The 14,156-nt window shown below is 71.3% G+C and carries 15 protein-coding genes and 1 pseudogene; 6 read left to right on the top strand and 10 right to left on the bottom strand.

The genetic code is table 11. The features are described 5' to 3' along the window. Positions 1 to 21 precede the first annotated feature (21 nt). Complete coding sequence (locus F0L68_RS10790) at positions 22 to 396, top strand: YccF domain-containing protein (protein ID WP_149849373.1); 375 nt, start codon at positions 22 to 24, stop codon at positions 394 to 396. A 1-nt stretch (position 397) separates the two neighbouring features. On the opposite strand, the gene F0L68_RS10785 is transcribed toward F0L68_RS10790, so the two are convergent. After that, the gene (locus tag F0L68_RS10785) at positions 398 to 2,026 is read right to left on the bottom strand and encodes an AMP-binding protein (RefSeq protein WP_149849372.1); all 1,629 of its coding nucleotides are present in this window, start codon (positions 2,024 to 2,026) and stop codon (positions 398 to 400) included. 88 nt (positions 2,027 to 2,114) lie between these two features. Then, entirely contained in the window at positions 2,115 to 2,942 is an 828-nt protein-coding gene (locus F0L68_RS10780; RefSeq protein WP_188316501.1) for a metallophosphoesterase family protein, read from the bottom strand. 196 nt (positions 2,943 to 3,138) lie between these two features. On the opposite strand from F0L68_RS10780, the gene F0L68_RS10775 reads away from it, so the two are divergent. After that, positions 3,139 to 3,462, top strand: coding sequence for a hypothetical protein (locus F0L68_RS10775; protein ID WP_149849371.1), 324 nt, complete (start codon positions 3,139 to 3,141; stop codon positions 3,460 to 3,462). Between the two features lie 119 nt (positions 3,463 to 3,581). Here F0L68_RS10775 and F0L68_RS10770 read toward each other — a convergent pair whose 3' ends face one another. The 3 genes from F0L68_RS10770 to moaA all read right to left on the bottom strand — a co-directional run bounded on the left by F0L68_RS10770 (position 3,582) and on the right by moaA (position 5,998). Next, positions 3,582 to 4,250 (bottom strand): LysM peptidoglycan-binding domain-containing protein, encoded by a 669-nt coding sequence (locus F0L68_RS10770; RefSeq protein WP_149849445.1) that lies wholly within the window; start codon positions 4,248 to 4,250, stop codon positions 3,582 to 3,584. A gap of 480 nt (positions 4,251 to 4,730) precedes the next feature. Beyond that, a complete protein-coding gene (locus F0L68_RS10765; protein WP_149849370.1) occupies positions 4,731 to 4,985 on the bottom strand; it encodes a MoaD/ThiS family protein in 255 nt (84 codons plus the stop codon). A gap of 2 nt (positions 4,986 to 4,987) precedes the next feature. Beyond that, on the bottom strand, positions 4,988 to 5,998 hold the full coding sequence (gene moaA / locus F0L68_RS10760; protein WP_149849444.1) for a GTP 3',8-cyclase MoaA: 1,011 nt from the start codon (positions 5,996 to 5,998) through the stop codon (positions 4,988 to 4,990). Between the two features lie 265 nt (positions 5,999 to 6,263). Here moaA and F0L68_RS10755 point away from each other — a divergent pair, with 265 nt between their 5' ends. After that, positions 6,264 to 6,752 (top strand): MarR family winged helix-turn-helix transcriptional regulator, encoded by a 489-nt coding sequence (locus F0L68_RS10755; RefSeq protein WP_149849369.1) that lies wholly within the window; start codon positions 6,264 to 6,266, stop codon positions 6,750 to 6,752. A 44-nt stretch (positions 6,753 to 6,796) separates the two neighbouring features. Next, positions 6,797 to 7,597, top strand: coding sequence for an HAD-IIA family hydrolase (locus F0L68_RS10750; RefSeq protein ID WP_149849368.1), 801 nt, complete (start codon positions 6,797 to 6,799; stop codon positions 7,595 to 7,597). Between the two features lie 48 nt (positions 7,598 to 7,645). On the opposite strand, the gene F0L68_RS10745 is transcribed toward F0L68_RS10750, so the two are convergent. From F0L68_RS10745 to F0L68_RS10730, 4 genes are all read right to left on the bottom strand, one after another. Then, entirely contained in the window at positions 7,646 to 8,728 is a 1,083-nt protein-coding gene (locus tag F0L68_RS10745) for a molybdenum cofactor biosynthesis protein MoaE (RefSeq protein ID WP_149849367.1), read from the bottom strand. Beyond that, a complete protein-coding gene (gene moaC / locus F0L68_RS10740; RefSeq protein WP_149849366.1) occupies positions 8,725 to 9,207 on the bottom strand; it encodes a cyclic pyranopterin monophosphate synthase MoaC in 483 nt (160 codons plus the stop codon). Before moaC ends, F0L68_RS10745 begins: the two co-directional genes overlap by 4 nt. A 28-nt stretch (positions 9,208 to 9,235) precedes the next feature. Beyond that, a complete protein-coding gene (locus F0L68_RS10735; RefSeq protein WP_149849365.1) occupies positions 9,236 to 10,624 on the bottom strand; it encodes an NAD-dependent malic enzyme in 1,389 nt (462 codons plus the stop codon). 199 nt (positions 10,625 to 10,823) lie between these two features. Next, positions 10,824 to 11,009, bottom strand: coding sequence for a hypothetical protein (locus F0L68_RS10730; RefSeq protein WP_149849364.1), 186 nt, complete (start codon positions 11,007 to 11,009; stop codon positions 10,824 to 10,826). 136 nt (positions 11,010 to 11,145) lie between these two features. Here F0L68_RS10730 and F0L68_RS10725 point away from each other — a divergent pair, with 136 nt between their 5' ends. Together F0L68_RS10725 and F0L68_RS10720 are read left to right on the top strand one after the other, a co-directional pair. Beyond that, positions 11,146 to 13,413, top strand: coding sequence for a helicase-associated domain-containing protein (locus F0L68_RS10725; protein WP_149849363.1), 2,268 nt, complete (start codon positions 11,146 to 11,148; stop codon positions 13,411 to 13,413). Between the two features lie 146 nt (positions 13,414 to 13,559). Then, positions 13,560 to 13,877, top strand: a complete 318-nt coding sequence (locus F0L68_RS10720) for a hypothetical protein (RefSeq protein WP_149849362.1) — start codon at positions 13,560 to 13,562, stop codon at positions 13,875 to 13,877. A 64-nt stretch (positions 13,878 to 13,941) separates the two neighbouring features. Here the strand turns inward: F0L68_RS10720 and F0L68_RS10715 are convergent. Further along, positions 13,942 to 14,156 (bottom strand): annotated as a pseudogene (locus F0L68_RS10715) (ATP/GTP-binding protein); the annotation flags it as partial.

The raw sequence follows: 14,156 nt of genomic DNA, 5'->3' as shown, positions 1-14,156 counted from the left end.
AACGCGCGGCAGGATGGGGGCATGCGGCTGATCCTGAACCTGATCTGGCTGGTGCTGTGCGGTTTCTGGATGGCGCTCGGCTACGTGCTGGCCGGCGTCATCTGCTGCGTCCTGATCGTCACGATTCCCTTCGGGCTCGCGTCCTTCCGCATCGCGAGCTTCGCGCTGTGGCCGTTCGGGCGGCGCATCGTCGACCGGCCGAGCGCAGGCGCGCCCTCGCTGATCGGCAACATCGTCTGGATCCTGGTCGCCGGCATCTGGCTGGCGATCGGCCACGTCGTCACGGGTGCCGCGCTGTGCATCACGATCATCGGGATCCCGTTGGGGCTGGCCAACTTCAAGCTCATCCCGGTGTCGCTCATGCCGCTGGGCACCGTGATCGTGCCGGTCGACTGAACTAGGGCGTGTCCAGCCCGAGCAACTCGACGGCCTGCGCGCGCATCTCCACCTTGCGGACCTTGCCGGTGACCGTCATCGGGAACTCCTCGACCACCCGCACGTAGCGCGGCACCTTGTAGTGCGCGAGCTTTCCGACGCAGAACTCGCGCAGCGCCTCGACCGTGATCGGCTCCGCGCCGGGACGCATCCGCACCCACGCCATCAGCTCCTCGCCGTACTTCGCGTCCGGCACGCCGATCACCTGCGCGTCCACGATGTCCGGGTGGGTGTACAGGAACTCCTCGATCTCCCTCGGATAGATGTTCTCGCCGCCCCTGATCACCATGTCCTTGATCCGGCCGGTGATGTTCACGTACCCGTCGTCGTCCATCACCGCGAGGTCCCCGGTGTGCATCCACCGCGCCGCGTCGATCGCCTCGGCGGTGGCCTCGGGCTGGGCCCAGTAGCCGAGCATCACCGAGTAGCCCCTGGTGCACAGCTCGCCAGCGACTCCCCTCGGCACGGTCCCGCCGGTGGCCGGGTCGACGATCTTGACCTCGAGGTGCGGGCCGACCCTGCCGACCGTGGACACCCTGCGTGCCACGGAGTCGTCCGTCCTGGTCTGGGTGGACACCGGCGAGGTCTCCGTCATGCCGTAGCAGATGGACACCTCCGCCATCCCCATCCGGTCGATGACCTGCTTCATCACCTCGACCGGGCACGGCGAGCCCGCCATGATGCCGGTCCGCAGCGAGGACAGGTCGTGCGAGTCGAAGTCCGGCTCGGACAGCTCGGCGATGAACATGGTCGGCACGCCGTACAGGGACGTGCAGCGCTCCTCGCTGACCGCGCGCAGCGTCGCGCCCGGCTCGAAGGACGGGGCCGGCAGCACGATGCACGCGCCGTGGCTCGTGCACGCCAGGTTGCCCATCACCATCCCGAAGCAGTGGTACATCGGCACCGGCACGGCGACGCGGTCGGCCTCGGTGTAGCCGCACAGCTCGCCGACGAAGTACCCGTTGTTGAGGATGTTGTGGTGCGACAGGGTCGCGCCCTTGGGGAAGCCGGTGGTGCCCGAGGTGTACTGGATGTTGATCGGGTCGTCCGCGCTCAGTCCGGCCTGCGCGGCCGCGAGCAGCGCGGGATCGGCCCCTCGGCCCCGGTCGGCCAGCGCCATCCACTCGGGACTGCCGAGCAGGACCACCTGGCGAAGCTCCGGGCAGGCCGGCCGGACCTGCTCGATCATCCCGGCGTAGTCGGAGGACTTGAAGCCCGGCGCGGCGATCAGCGTGTCGATGCCGGCCTGGACCAGCACGTACTCCAGCTCGTGCACCCGGTAGGCGGGGTTCACGTTGACCATGATCGCGCCGATCTTCGCGGTCGCGTACTGCGTGAACACCCACTCCGCGCAGTTGGGCGCCCAGATGCCGACCCGGTCGCCCTTGCCGACCCCGGAGTCGAGCAGGCCCGCGGCGACGGCGGCCACCTCGGCGGCCAGCTCGCGGTAGGTCCAGCGCCGCCCGGTCGCGCACTCGACCAGCGCGTCCCGCTCGCCGTAGGCGGCAACGGCCCGGTCGAGGTTGTCGCCGATGGTGTCGCCGAGCAGCGGCACGTCCGAGGTTCCCGAGGCATAGCTGACGGTGGACATCCGAACCTCCGGGAGGGGCGACGTCGTGACGGCGGTCACTATCCTGGCCGACGGCGCCGGGAGCCATCAAGCGGGCGTCACGCCGCCGTCACGCGCGCTCGGTCCAGGGCAGCGGAACGACCAGGCAGGGGCCGCCGCCGTACAGGCCGGCGTCCACCGCGAGCACCGTGCCGTCCGCGTACAGCAACGGGCCGTCCACCTGCTCCGGCGGGACGCCGAGCTGGTCGGCGATCACGCTGTGGCCGTGCACGATCTGCCTGCCGCCGAGCGCGCCGAGCAGGTCGTCGGCCACGGCGACGCCGAGCGGGCCCCGGAAGGCGTAGCGGGTGGTCATCTTGCGCCAGCACTCCCACCACTGCGCCAGGTCGGGCTCGGCGAACAGCGCGGTCACCGCGTCGTTGATCTCGGCGATGGTGCCGCCCCACTCCAGGTAGGCGGTGGTGTCGGAGTGCATCAGCAGGTGGTCGTCGACGAGCGCGAGCACGGGCAGCGCGGTGAGCCACTCGACGTGCCGGTCGGTGAGCCGGTCCTGGTCGCTGGCCATGCCGCCGTTGAGCAGCCAGCTGCGTTCGAAGCTGCGGGGACCGCCGGCACCGGGCACGTGGGTGTCGCCGAACCGGTGCATGCCCAGCATCAGCACCTCGTGGTTGCCGAGCAGGGCGCGCACCTGGCCGCCGCTCGCGTCGGCCTGTTCGGACAGGCTCATCACGAAGTCGATCACGCCGATGCCGTCGGGGCCGCGGTCGACGAAGTCGCCGAGGAACCACAGCTCGGCCGTGCCGCCACACCATTTGGCGTCGGTGTCGACCAGGCCGGCGTTGTGCAGCGCGCGGGCCAGTTCGGCGAGGTGGCCGTGTACGTCGCCGACCACGTACAGCGACCGTCCCCCTACGGGCGCCTGTTCCTCCGTCTCCACAACCGCGACGATAGGGGACGCAGGTCCGCGCTGCTCGAAAGTCGATCAGACTGCGCAGACCGACCGTGCGCTTTGCCCTCTTCGGCCACCCGCACGGGTGAGGCCAAACCGGTGGATCCAGCGTGTTTGCCGTGTCAAACGGCGGTGCTGGCGCGTCTCAGTGGCGTCCGCACAATCGCGATCCGGGAGGCCCGCCATGAGCACATCCGACGGAATCGACCGCGTGGCGGCCGCGATCGACGAGACCATGCGCGAGGTGTCCTCGACGCCGCTGTGGTCACCGTGGGAACACGTTGAGTGGCTGCGGCTGAAGGCGGACCTGCTCGACCGCCTCGCCGCCGCGCGGGACGGCTCGACCGGCGCGCTGGCCAGGCGTGCCGAGCTGGTGCGCGACCGGGCCGAACGGCTGGCCGACCAGCTTAACCGCGTCCCGCAGGCACCGCAGCCCCGCTGGGAGCTGACCGGCGCGGACGAGACCGAGGTCGTCCGGATGTGGGCGGAGGCAGCCGACCGGGCGTGACACGGCGGGCAAAGCTGGCCGACCTCGACCGGCGGTCCTGAACGACGAGCAGGAGCCCCACCGCCGGGGGGTTGCGGTGGGGCTCCTGACCGTTCACTCGGCCGTACGGCCGAGCAAGATCACTTGGTAGCGATCTTCTGACCCGCGAAAATCAGGTCGGGGTTCGGGATGTACTGCTTGTTCAGCTCGGCCAGCTTGGTCCAGCCGCCGTCGACCTTGAGGTCGCTGGCGATCTTGGACAGGCTGTCGCCCGGCTTGATCTCGTAGTCGCCGTTCGGGTTCGACGTCGGCAGGGCCACGGGGGCGGCCGGCTGCACGGGAGCCTGCTGCACCGGGGCGGCCTTCGGCTGCACGGGGGCAGCCTTCTGCTTCGGCGCGACCTGCTGCTGCGGGGCGGGCGCGGTGCGCTGCTGCACGGGGGCAGCGTTGCCACCAAGACCCTTGGGGCCACACACCGGCCATGCGCCGATGCCCTGGCTCTTCAGCACGTTCTCGGCGACGCGGATCTGCTCGTCGCGGGAAGCGCCCTCAGCGGAACCGCTGCCACCGTTGGCGGCCCAGGTGCCGGGCGTGAACTGAAGCCCGCCGTGGAAGCCGTTGCCGGTGTTGATGCCCCAGTTACCGCCGCTCTCGCACTGGGCAACAGCGTCCCAGTTGACACCCTCCGCCTGAGCGGGGGCGGCAGCCATGGCGAGGGGGGTACCGACGATGACGCCGGCGACTGCGACCTTCGCGATGCTGCGGGCCGCGGTGGACTGCTTGCGGTGCTTGCCTCGGTAAGAAGCCATTTTCCTCTCGGCCTTCCACACCGGCGGTGGACACCTGTCGGGCTGGGCCGTGGTGCACCCGGCCGGTTCGCACCGGCTTCGCCCCAAGGCCGCCGTGGCGGCCGAAGGTGGTCACTCGTCCCCTGCCCGGAAGTTTTCCTTCGCTCGGGGTTTGGTGCCGAGAGGCCGCTGGGCAGGGCACGGTGCACGGTCTCTCGGGTCAAGCGCGGTCGGTCGGGGCCAACCGAGAAGCGACCGTACGTAACCGAAGCCGGGAAGGCCAAACGATCTGGACTGTGATCGTCGTCACACCAACACCCTGCGATCACCCGCTAGAGACCCCATTTCCGCTGGTAGAGGCGTCGTTATCAAGCCGTTTTCTTCCCGAGATCTGCCGAGATAGATCACCCTAAGTGAGGCCTGGGTCACGCGTGTCGCGCTTGATTAGTCCATCCGAGAAGTGCAAAACCGGCGTGGTCCGGACCACAAAACGACCACCGCTCAGCCGCCGGCAAACGGCGGCAGAACGTCGAGCAGAGACCCGTCCAGGACCGCGACACCCCGATCCCGAACGGCGACGCCGTCGAGCAGGAAACTGGACGAGGTGAGCACGCGCGCCAGTCCCTCGCCGTGGCGCGCACGCACCGCGTCGAGCACCCCCGCGACGGTGGTCTCGCCGGCGAGCTCCACCGGCTCCTCCGGCCGCCCTGCGGCGGCACGCGCCCCGGCGAAGTAGCGAACGGTCAACCGGGCCACGCTCAACCTCCGATAGCGCTCATGGGTCGATCCGGCTGTTCGAAGCCGGCGTCGTTGATGCCGTGTCCCGCCGCCTTCGCCCACATCGTGGAACGCCACAGGTCCGCGATCGCCTCGTCGTCGGCCCCGGCGCGCAGCGGCGCGCGCAGGTCGGTCTCGGTGCGGCTGAACAGGCAGTTGCGCAGCTGGCCGTCGGCGGTCAGCCTGGTGCGGTCGCAGGCGGCGCAGAACGGCCTGGTCACCGACGCGATGATGCCGACGACGGCGGGCCCGCCGTCGACCAGCCAGCGCTCGGCCGGCGCGCCGCCGCGCGCCACCGGCTCCGAGGTGAGCCGGAAGGCGGTGCGCAGCGAGTCGAGGATCTCGGTCGCGGTCACCATGCTGCCCCGGTCCCAGCCGTGCTGGGCGTCCAGCGGCATCTGCTCGATGAACCGGAGCTCGTAGCCGTTGTCGAGGCAGAACCGCAGCAGCCCGACGGCCTCGTCCGCGTTGACGCCGCGCATCAGCACGGTGTTGACCTTGACCGGGCTCAGGCCCGCGTCGCGGGCGGCGGCCATGCCGGCGATCACGTCGGCCAGCCGGTCCCGCCTGGTGATCGTCTCGAACCGGGCGGAGTCCACAGTGTCCAGTGAGACGTTGATCCGGTCCAGCCCGGCCTCGGCGAGCGACGCGGCGCGCCGGCTCAGGCCGATTCCGTTGGTGGTCATGGAGATCCGGGGCCTCGGGTCGAGCGCGGCGGTCGCCGCGATGACCTCGTCGAGCCCGCGCCGCAGCAGCGGCTCGCCGCCGGTGAAGCGGATGTTGGTGACGCCGAGCCGGGTCACCGCGATGCGGATCAGCCGGGTCAGCTCGTCGTTGCTGAGCACCTCGGACTTCGGCAACCAGTCGAGCCCCTCGGCCGGCATGCAGTAGGTGCAGCGCAGATTGCAGCGGTCGGTGAGCGAGACGCGGAGGTCCGTGGCGACCCGGCCGAAGCGGTCGACCAGCAGCGGCGAGTCCGGGCGCTCGGACATGTCGGGCGCGCTGTGCACGATCGGGAGACCCAGGTCCACTGCTGTCACAAGGTCAAGGGTAGTCGTCGCGCCCCTGTGCTTTGTCGACCGAACATCACCTCCGGATCGGCCGGGTTTTGGCCGGAATCCACATGGCCCAACGCGACTGGGCCGGTCGGAGCGTCCCTAGCCGCTGTTTTCGGTAGGTACTCTGGGTTCAGAAGTGAATCAGTAGCTAAGTCTCTTGGCTGTTGAGACGCTAGAGAGCTAAGAGGAGTGGATGGCGATGACGGGCTCTGCGCAGCGGCAGACGACGGTTCCGCAGGACGTGCTGGAGCGCTTCAGCAGCTTCGGGCGCGAGGGCAGCACCTACACGGTGATGTTCCACGCCAGGATCGCGGAGCAGATGGGCCTGTCCGGTACCGACCACAAGTGCCTCGACCTCGCCATGCGGTCCCCAGAGCCGCTGACCGCAGGCCAGATCGCCGAGCGCTCCGGCCTGTCCACCGGCGCCGTGACCGGCGTGATCGACCGGCTCGAACGCGCGGGCTTCGTCCGCAGGGTCCGCGACCCGCACGACCGGCGCAAGGTGCTCGTCGAGGTCGCCAAGTTCGACGAGAAGAAGTACGCCCACCTCTTCGAGGGCCTGGTGACCAACCTGGAGCGGGTGCTGTCCCAGTTCACTCCCGAGGAGTGGGACGTCATCGCGCGCTACAACGAGCAGATTCTCGAGTTCATGCGCGCGTTGGTTGAGCAGCCGGCCAATCCGGCCTGACCGAGCGGTCGCGGTCGACGCCACTGCTGGGGGATCATGGCGGCATGGCCGAACAGGCACCCAAGCGGTGGAACTACCTGATGGACATGGACGGCGTCCTGGTGCACGAGGAGCACCTGATCCCAGGGGCGGACACGTTCCTCGGTGAGCTGCGCGCCAACGAGGTGCCGTTCCTGGTGCTGACCAACAACTCCATCTACACGCCGAGGGACCTGCGGGCGCGGCTGCTGCGCACCGGGCTGGACGTGCCGGAGACCTCGATCTGGACGTCCGCGCTGGCCACCGCCAGGTTCCTCGACTCGCAGCGGCCGGGCGGCTCGGCCTTCGTGATCGGCGAGGCGGGCCTCACCACGGCGCTGCACGAGATCGGGTACGTGCTCACCGACCGCGACCCCGACTACGTTGTGCTCGGCGAGACGCGCACCTACAGCTTCACCGCGATCACCAGGGCGATCCGGCTGGTCGAGGAGGGCGCGAAGTTCATCGCGACCAACCCCGACGCGACCGGTCCAAGCCGGGAGGGCTCGCTGCCGGCCACCGGCTCCATCGCCGCGCTGATCGAGCGGGCCACCGGGCGCGAGCCCTACTACGTCGGCAAGCCCAACCCGTTGATGATGCGGTCGGCGCTGCGCGCGCTCGGCACCCACTCGGCGAACACGCTGATGATCGGCGACCGGATGGACACCGACGTCCGCGCCGGTCTGGAGGCCGGCCTTCAGACCATCCTGGTGCTCAGCGGCATCTCGGCCCGCGACACCGCCGAGCTGTTCCCCTACCGCCCGACCAAGATCGCGGAGTCCATCGCGGACCTCGTCGGGCACTCCGCCGACCCGTTCGCCGAGTAGGACGCGTCCGGGGGAAAGTGGTGCCACAGCGCCACTTTCCCCGTCCGGCTACGGGCAGTTGACCCACTCGTCGGTGCCGTCGGTGAAGACCTGGCGCTTCCAGACCGGCAGCCGGAGCTTGACCTCGTCGACCAGCTCCGCGCAGACCAGGAACGCCTCCTTGCGGTGCTCGGCGGCCACCGCGCAGGCCAGCGCCACGTCACCGATGGCGAGCGGGCCGACCCGGTGGCTCACCGCCAGCGCCCGCACTCCCGGGTGGCGGCCGGCCAGCTCGGCGGCGACGTCCGCGACGATCTGCTCGGCGCTGGGATGGCCGACGTACTCCAGCTCGCGCACGGACTTGCCGCCGTCGTGGTCGCGGACGACCCCGGCGAAGGTCACCACGGCCCCGGCGGCCCGGTCGGACACCAGGGCCGCGTGCTCCTCGACGGACAGCGGAGCCTCGCCGACCGCCGCGCGCAGCACCCGTGCCGGCTCGGTGCTGGCGGGGGCATGCGTGTGCCCGTGGCCGTGCGAGTGCCCCGGCGAACGGTGTTCCACAGATGTGTGTTCCGCAGATGTGTGGCCCACAGGTGTGTGGCCCGCAGACGTGTGAGCCGCAGACGTGTGGCCCACAGGTGTGTGAACCGCTGGTTTGTGGTCGCCGCCGCGCACCTGGTCCACCGCGTGGTCCAGCACGTCAGCCAGCACGCCGAGCCCGTCCCGGACTCCGCCAACCGAACCAGGCAGGTTCACCACCAGCGTCCGACCCGCGACCCCGGCCAGCCCCCTCGACAGCATCGACGTCGGCACCGAGGGCAGGCCGGCCGCGCGCACCGCGTCGGCTAGGCCCGGCACCTCGTAGTCCAGGACCGCCTTGGTCGCCTCCGGGGTCCGGTCGGTCGGGTTGATCCCCGTCCCACCGGTCGTGATCACCACATCCACCGCGTCGGCCACCGCCGCGCGCAGCGCATCGGCCACCGGATCTCCGTCGGGCACCACGACGGCGTCAGGCGCCTCGTAGCCCATGGCCCGCAGCCATTCGACGATGACCGGCCCGCCCCTGTCCTCGTACACACCGGCGGCGGCGCGATTGGACGCCGTGACGACTCTCGCGGTGCGGTGCGTGCCCACGTGTCCTCCGAGGCTCATCTGCCCTCCGGGCGCGTCCAGGTGCCGGTCTTGCCGCCGTCCTTGCGTTCCACTCGGACGGCGTCCATCGACGCGGCCGGGTCGACGGACTTCACCATGTCGTGCAGCGCGAGGCCGGCGACCGAGACGGCCGTCAGGGCCTCCATCTCGACGCCGGTGCGGTCGGTGGTGCGCACGCTGGCGCGGATGCGCACGTCGGACTCGCCGAGCTCGAACTCGACCACGACGGCGGACAGGCCGATGGGATGGCACAGCGGCACCAGTTCCGACGTGCGCTTGGCCGCCATGATCCCCGCGATCCTGGCGGTGGCCAGCGCGTCGCCCTTGGGCAGGTCGTCGGCGGCCAGCAGGCCGAGGACCTCCCTCGTGGTGCGCAGCACCCCGGTGGCCACGGCGCTGCGGGCCGTGGCCTCCTTGCCGGAGACATCGACCATGCGTGCCGCGCCACTGGCGTCGAGGTGGCTGAACTGCTTACCCATGGGTCCGAGCCTAGGCGGGGTTGCGGCGTCAGTCCCGGTCGGCCGCGGCCTTGCGGACGGCGTCGGCGACCGCTGGCGCGACGGCCGAGTCGAACACGCTCGGCACGATGTAGGACGCGTTGAGCCGGTCGCCCTCGACCACGTCGGCGATGGCGTTGGCCGCCGCGAGCAGCATCGAGTCGGTGATGGTCTTGGCGTGCGCGTCGAGCAGGCCGCGGAACACGCCGGGGAAGGCCAGCACGTTGTTGATCTGGTTGGGGAAGTCGCTGCGCCCGGTGGCCACGACCGCGGCGTGTTTCTGCGCCTCGATCGGATCGATCTCCGGGTCGGGGTTGGCCAGCGCGAAGACGATCGCGTCCTTGGCCATGGTGGCGACCTGCTCGGCGCCGAACAGGTTGGGCGCCGACACGCCGATGAACACGTCGGCGTCGACGAGCGCGTCGTGCAGGTTGCCGGTCACGCCTTCGCGGTTGGTGTGCTCGGCGATCCACACCAGGTTCGGGTCCATGCCGTCGCGGCCGGCGTGCACGATGCCGTCGACGTCGACGGCGACGATGTCGGCCGGGGTCTGGCGGAGCAGCAGGCGGATGATCGCGGAGCCGGCCGCGCCGACGCCGCACACCGCGATCTTGCACTTCTCGATGTCCTTGCCGACCACCCGCAGCGCGTTGCGCAGCGCGCCGACGACGACGATCGCGGTGCCGTGCTGGTCGTCGTGGAAGACCGGGATGTCCAGCTTCTCGCGCAGCCTGGCCTCGATCTCGAAGCACCTCGGCGCGGCGATGTCCTCCAGGTTGATGCCGCCGTAGACGGGGGCGATCAGCTCGACGGCGCGGATGATCTCCTCGGTGTCCTGGGTGTCCAGGCAGACCGGCCAGGCGTCGACGCCGGCGAACTTCTTGAACAGCGCGGCCTTGCCCTCCATCACGGGCAGGGCGGCGGCGGGGCCGAGGTTGCCGAGGCCGAGCACGGCCGAGCCGTCGGTGACCACGGCGACGGTGTTGCGCTTGATGGTCAGCCGCCTGGCGTCCTCGGGGTTGGCCGCGATGGCCTGGCAGATCCGCGCAACGCCGGGGGTGTAGGCGCGGGAGAGGTCGTCGCGGTTCTTCAGCTGCACCTTGGAGGTGACCTCGATCTTGCCGCCGAGGTGCATCAGGAAGGTGCGGTCGGAGATCTTGCGGACGACGATGCCGGGCAGCACCTCGAGCGTGTCGGTGATGTCCTTGGCGTGGTTGGCCGACAGCGCGTTGCACGTGATGTCGACGACCACTCGGTCGGCGTGCGAGTCCACCACGTCGAACGCCGTGATGACGCCGCCCACCCGGCCGACCGCGCTGGTCAGGTCGCCGGCCGCGCTGGCGGACGACGGCGCCTCGACGCGAATCGTGATCGAGTACCCGGGGCCGGGGACCGGCATCGAACCTCCCACAACGTTGCTGTTCACGCAGCCCCGAGCCTAGTCCGCGCCCAGTTACGGAACGCACGCGGCTCGCGCTGTGGCGGGGGCCACTCGCGGAGCCGGCTTTCCGTTCCGACAGGCGGAAAGCGGGCCCCTGAACGCGGCGCGGTCCCCGTTCCGACCGGCGGAACGGGGACCGTGACGTAGCAGCTCGGAACTACTTGTTGATCTTGGTCACCGGGTGGGTGTAGCCAAGGTCCTCAACGGGCAACGGAAAAGTGACCTTGCCGAAGGGCGACAGCGCGCCCTGCACGTCACTCGCGAGCTCGCTGACCGCGTGCTCGCCGTCCGTCACCTCTGGCCAGTGCGGGTCAATGCGCTCGGGGCGTGCGGCCTTGGCCACGGTTCCTCCTCGGTGCGGGTCCAGTGTGGGTGGGCCGGTATCGGCCCGTGCATACACCAGTGTGCCGCACAAGGCCCGTATGGCACGCGTCGCGTAGGTCTCACCTGCGGCGCGCCGGCCATATAACGTGGTCCGGGTGTCCGGCCTCCCACTCGCCGACTGGCTGCGCGCCCAGGACGACGACGCCATCGTGGCCCTGCTGCGCGCCCGGCCCGACCTGGCGACGCCGTCCCCTGCGGACACCACGGTGCTGGCCACCAGGATCGGCACCCGCGCCTCGGTGGCCAGGGCGTGTGAGGAACTGGACACGTTCACGCTGACGGTGGTCGAGGCGCTGCTGGTGCTGGACGCCGACCACTCGCCGACCACGCTGCGTGCCGTGACCAAGCTGCTCGGTAAGGGCGTCACCGCCACCAGGGTCCGCCACGCCGTCGCCCGGTTGCGCGCCCGCGCGCTCGCCTGGGGTCCCGACGACGCGCTGTCGGTGCCGCCGTCGGCGCGGGAGGCCGCGCCCGCGTTCCCCGGCGGCCTCGGCCGCTCCTCCCCCGCGCTCGCCGGGACCGACCTCGCCGCGCGGCTGGCCGGGCTCGACGCGCCGGACCGCAGGCTGATCGAGACGCTGGCCGCCGGGCCGCCCGTCGGCCGCACCAAGGAGGCCGCCAGGGTGGTGCCGCTCGACCGGGCCGACACCCCGGTGCAGCGGCTGCTCGCCCTCGGCCTGCTGCTGCGCAGGGACGACGAGAACGTCGAGCTGCCCATGGAGGTCGGCATCGCCGTGCGCGGCGACCGGCCGATGGGCGCCGTGCAGACCACCGAACCCGAGCTGGCCACCACGACTCCTGGACAGTCCACTGTGGACGCGACGGCCGGCGGTGCCGCGCTGGAACTGTTGCGGCACATGGAACGCCTGCTCGCGCTGTGGTCGGACGAACCGCCGCCGGTGCTGCGCTCCGGCGGGCTCGGCGTCCGGGAGCTGCGCAGGCTCGCCCGCGAACTCGAGGTCGACGAGCGGCGGGCCGCGCTGACCGCCGAGCTGGCCGTCGGCGCCGGGCTGGTGGCCGACAGCGAGAGCGGCGAACCCGAATGGGTGCCGACCGCCGCGGCCGACAGCTGGCTGGTGAGCCACCCGGAACAGCGCTGGGCCACGCTCGCCCAGGCGTGGCTGGAGCTGCCGAGGCTGCCCGGCCTGGTCGGCAGGCGGGACGAACGGGACCGGTTGCTCGGGCCGCTGTCCGACGAGCTGCGCCGCCCGCTGGCCCCGAGAGACCGCCGAGGCGTGCTCGACGCGCTGGCCGGGCTGCCGGCGGGCACCGGCGTGCCCAAGCCGGACGAGCTGGCCGCCGTGCTGGCGTGGCGGGCCCCGCGCAGGGGCGGCCGGCTGCGCGACGACCTGGTGCGCTGGACGTTGGAGGAGGCCACCGCCGTCGCGGTCGTCGCGCTCGGCGCGCTCGGCACCGCGGGCAGGGCACTGCTGACCGACGGCGCCGCCGCCGCGGCCGCCCGGCTGTCCGAGGCGCTGCCGGAACCCGTCGACCACGTGCTGGTGCAGGCCGACCTGACCGTCATCGCGCCGGGGCCGCTCGAACCGGAGCTGGCTGCCGAGATGGCGCTCACCGCCGACGTGGAGTCCGCCGGCAGCGCCACTGTCTACCGGGTCAGCGAGGGCTCGGTGCGGCGCGCGTTCGACTCCGGCCGCACGGCCGCCGAGCTGCACGAGCTGTTCAGGACGCGGTCGCGCACGCCGGTGCCGCAGTCGCTGACCTATCTGATCGACGACGCGGCGCGACGGCACGGCAGGCTGCGCGGCGGGGCGGCCGGCTCGTTCCTGCGCTGCGACGACCAGGTGCTGGTCACCGAGGTGCTGGCGCACCCCGAGGCCGACCGGCTGGAGCTGCGGCGGATCGCGCCGACCGTGCTGATCAGCCCGTTGGCGCTGGTCGACGTGCTGGACGGGCTGCGCGGCGCCGGGTTCGCGCCGGCCGCGGAGGGCCCGGACGGTCGGGTCCTCGACCTGCGGCCGAGCGGTCGGCGGATCGCCGGGAAGGGTCGCGCGACGCGGCGCTCGGCGCTGCCGATCCCGCCGAGCGACGAGCAGCTGGCCGAGCTGGTGCGCCAGGTGCGGGCGGGCGACCGGGCGGCGGCGACGCCGAGGGGCACGGCGGTGTCGGTGGCTGGCGGGCACGGCGCGGGGCCGTCCGCGACGCTGGCGCTGCTGCGCAGGGCCGCCGAGGAGCAGCGCAGCGTCTGGGTCGGCTTCGTGGACTCGCACGGCACGGCGTCGCAGCGAATCATCGAGCCGAGGTCCGTCGGGGCCGGCGTGCTTGAGGGGTTCGACCAGGCCTACGGCGAGGTGCGCCGGTACGCGCTGCACCTCATCACGTCGGCCGCCCTCGTCGACCGGTAACGCAGCGACACGCGATCGATCCCCCGAACGGGGCGGTTGTCTACCCGTTGGTGAGCGCGTGGCGATCTAGCGTCGATGGCGGGCGGTCGTCGACCAAGTGACGCCGCATCCCGGGAATCGTCAACGACGACGAAGGAGAGCAGCGCATGACCATCATCCGGTGGGCGCGACGAGCCGCCCTCAGCACCGCAGCACTCGCGCTGGCCCTGCCGATGGGCGCCGGGCTCGCGCACGCGGACGGCCTGATCGAAGTCGGCAGCGGCAACCAGATCGGCGTGAACGCGGGAGTGTCCTCCAACATCGACTCGGTGCCGGTGAGCGTCGGCGGCGGTTCCGGCGGCCTCGGCGCCAGCGTCAGCCTCGGCGGGCACCCGGACTGGCCCGGCGGCGACTGGTGCCATCCGGACGGTGACGGCGGGCTGGACATCGACCTCGACCTCGGCGTGGTCCTCGACATCGGATGACGGCCCCGACCGACGCGAAGGGCCGGCCCGCGGACGCGGACCGGCCCTTCGTGCAGGTCTTGGTTCAGCCGGCGCGAACCGACATCCACTGGCGCATGGCGTGCTCGACCAGATTGATCAGCGCCTGCTTGGTGGACTGCCGGTTGCGGGCGTCCACGGTGATGATCGGCACCGACTGATCGATCGTCAACGCATCCCGAATGTCCTCGATCCGATGATGCAACAACCCATCGAAACAGTTCACCGCCACCACATACGGCAACTGCCGGTCGTCGAAGA

The organism is Solihabitans fulvus, from assembly GCF_008386585.1.
Classification (GTDB): Bacteria; Actinomycetota; Actinomycetes; order Mycobacteriales; family Pseudonocardiaceae; genus Solihabitans; species Solihabitans fulvus.
This window is presented reverse-complemented; position numbering and strand designations above follow the sequence as displayed.

Bases quoted from the DNA above. Each gene is read 5' to 3' on its own strand.
- F0L68_RS10790 (WP_149849373.1), top strand. From the start codon at position 22: ATGCGGCTGATCCTGAACCTGATCTGGCTGGTGCTGTGCGGTTTCTGG.
- F0L68_RS10785 (WP_149849372.1), bottom strand. From the start codon at position 2,026: ATGTCCACCGTCAGCTATGCCTCGGGAACCTCGGACGTGCCGCTGCTC.
- F0L68_RS10775 (WP_149849371.1), top strand. From the start codon at position 3,139: ATGAGCACATCCGACGGAATCGACCGCGTGGCGGCCGCGATCGACGAG.
- F0L68_RS10770 (WP_149849445.1), bottom strand. From the start codon at position 4,250: ATGGCTTCTTACCGAGGCAAGCACCGCAAGCAGTCCACCGCGGCCCGC.
- moaA (WP_149849444.1), bottom strand. From the start codon at position 5,998: ATGTCCGAGCGCCCGGACTCGCCGCTGCTGGTCGACCGCTTCGGCCGG.
- F0L68_RS10755 (WP_149849369.1), top strand. From the start codon at position 6,264: ATGACGGGCTCTGCGCAGCGGCAGACGACGGTTCCGCAGGACGTGCTG.
- F0L68_RS10750 (WP_149849368.1), top strand. From the start codon at position 6,797: ATGGCCGAACAGGCACCCAAGCGGTGGAACTACCTGATGGACATGGAC.
- F0L68_RS10745 (WP_149849367.1), bottom strand. From the start codon at position 8,728: ATGAGCCTCGGAGGACACGTGGGCACGCACCGCACCGCGAGAGTCGTC.
- moaC (WP_149849366.1), bottom strand. From the start codon at position 9,207: ATGGGTAAGCAGTTCAGCCACCTCGACGCCAGTGGCGCGGCACGCATG.
- F0L68_RS10735 (WP_149849365.1), bottom strand. From the start codon at position 10,624: ATGCCGGTCCCCGGCCCCGGGTACTCGATCACGATTCGCGTCGAGGCG.
- F0L68_RS10720 (WP_149849362.1), top strand. From the start codon at position 13,560: ATGACCATCATCCGGTGGGCGCGACGAGCCGCCCTCAGCACCGCAGCA.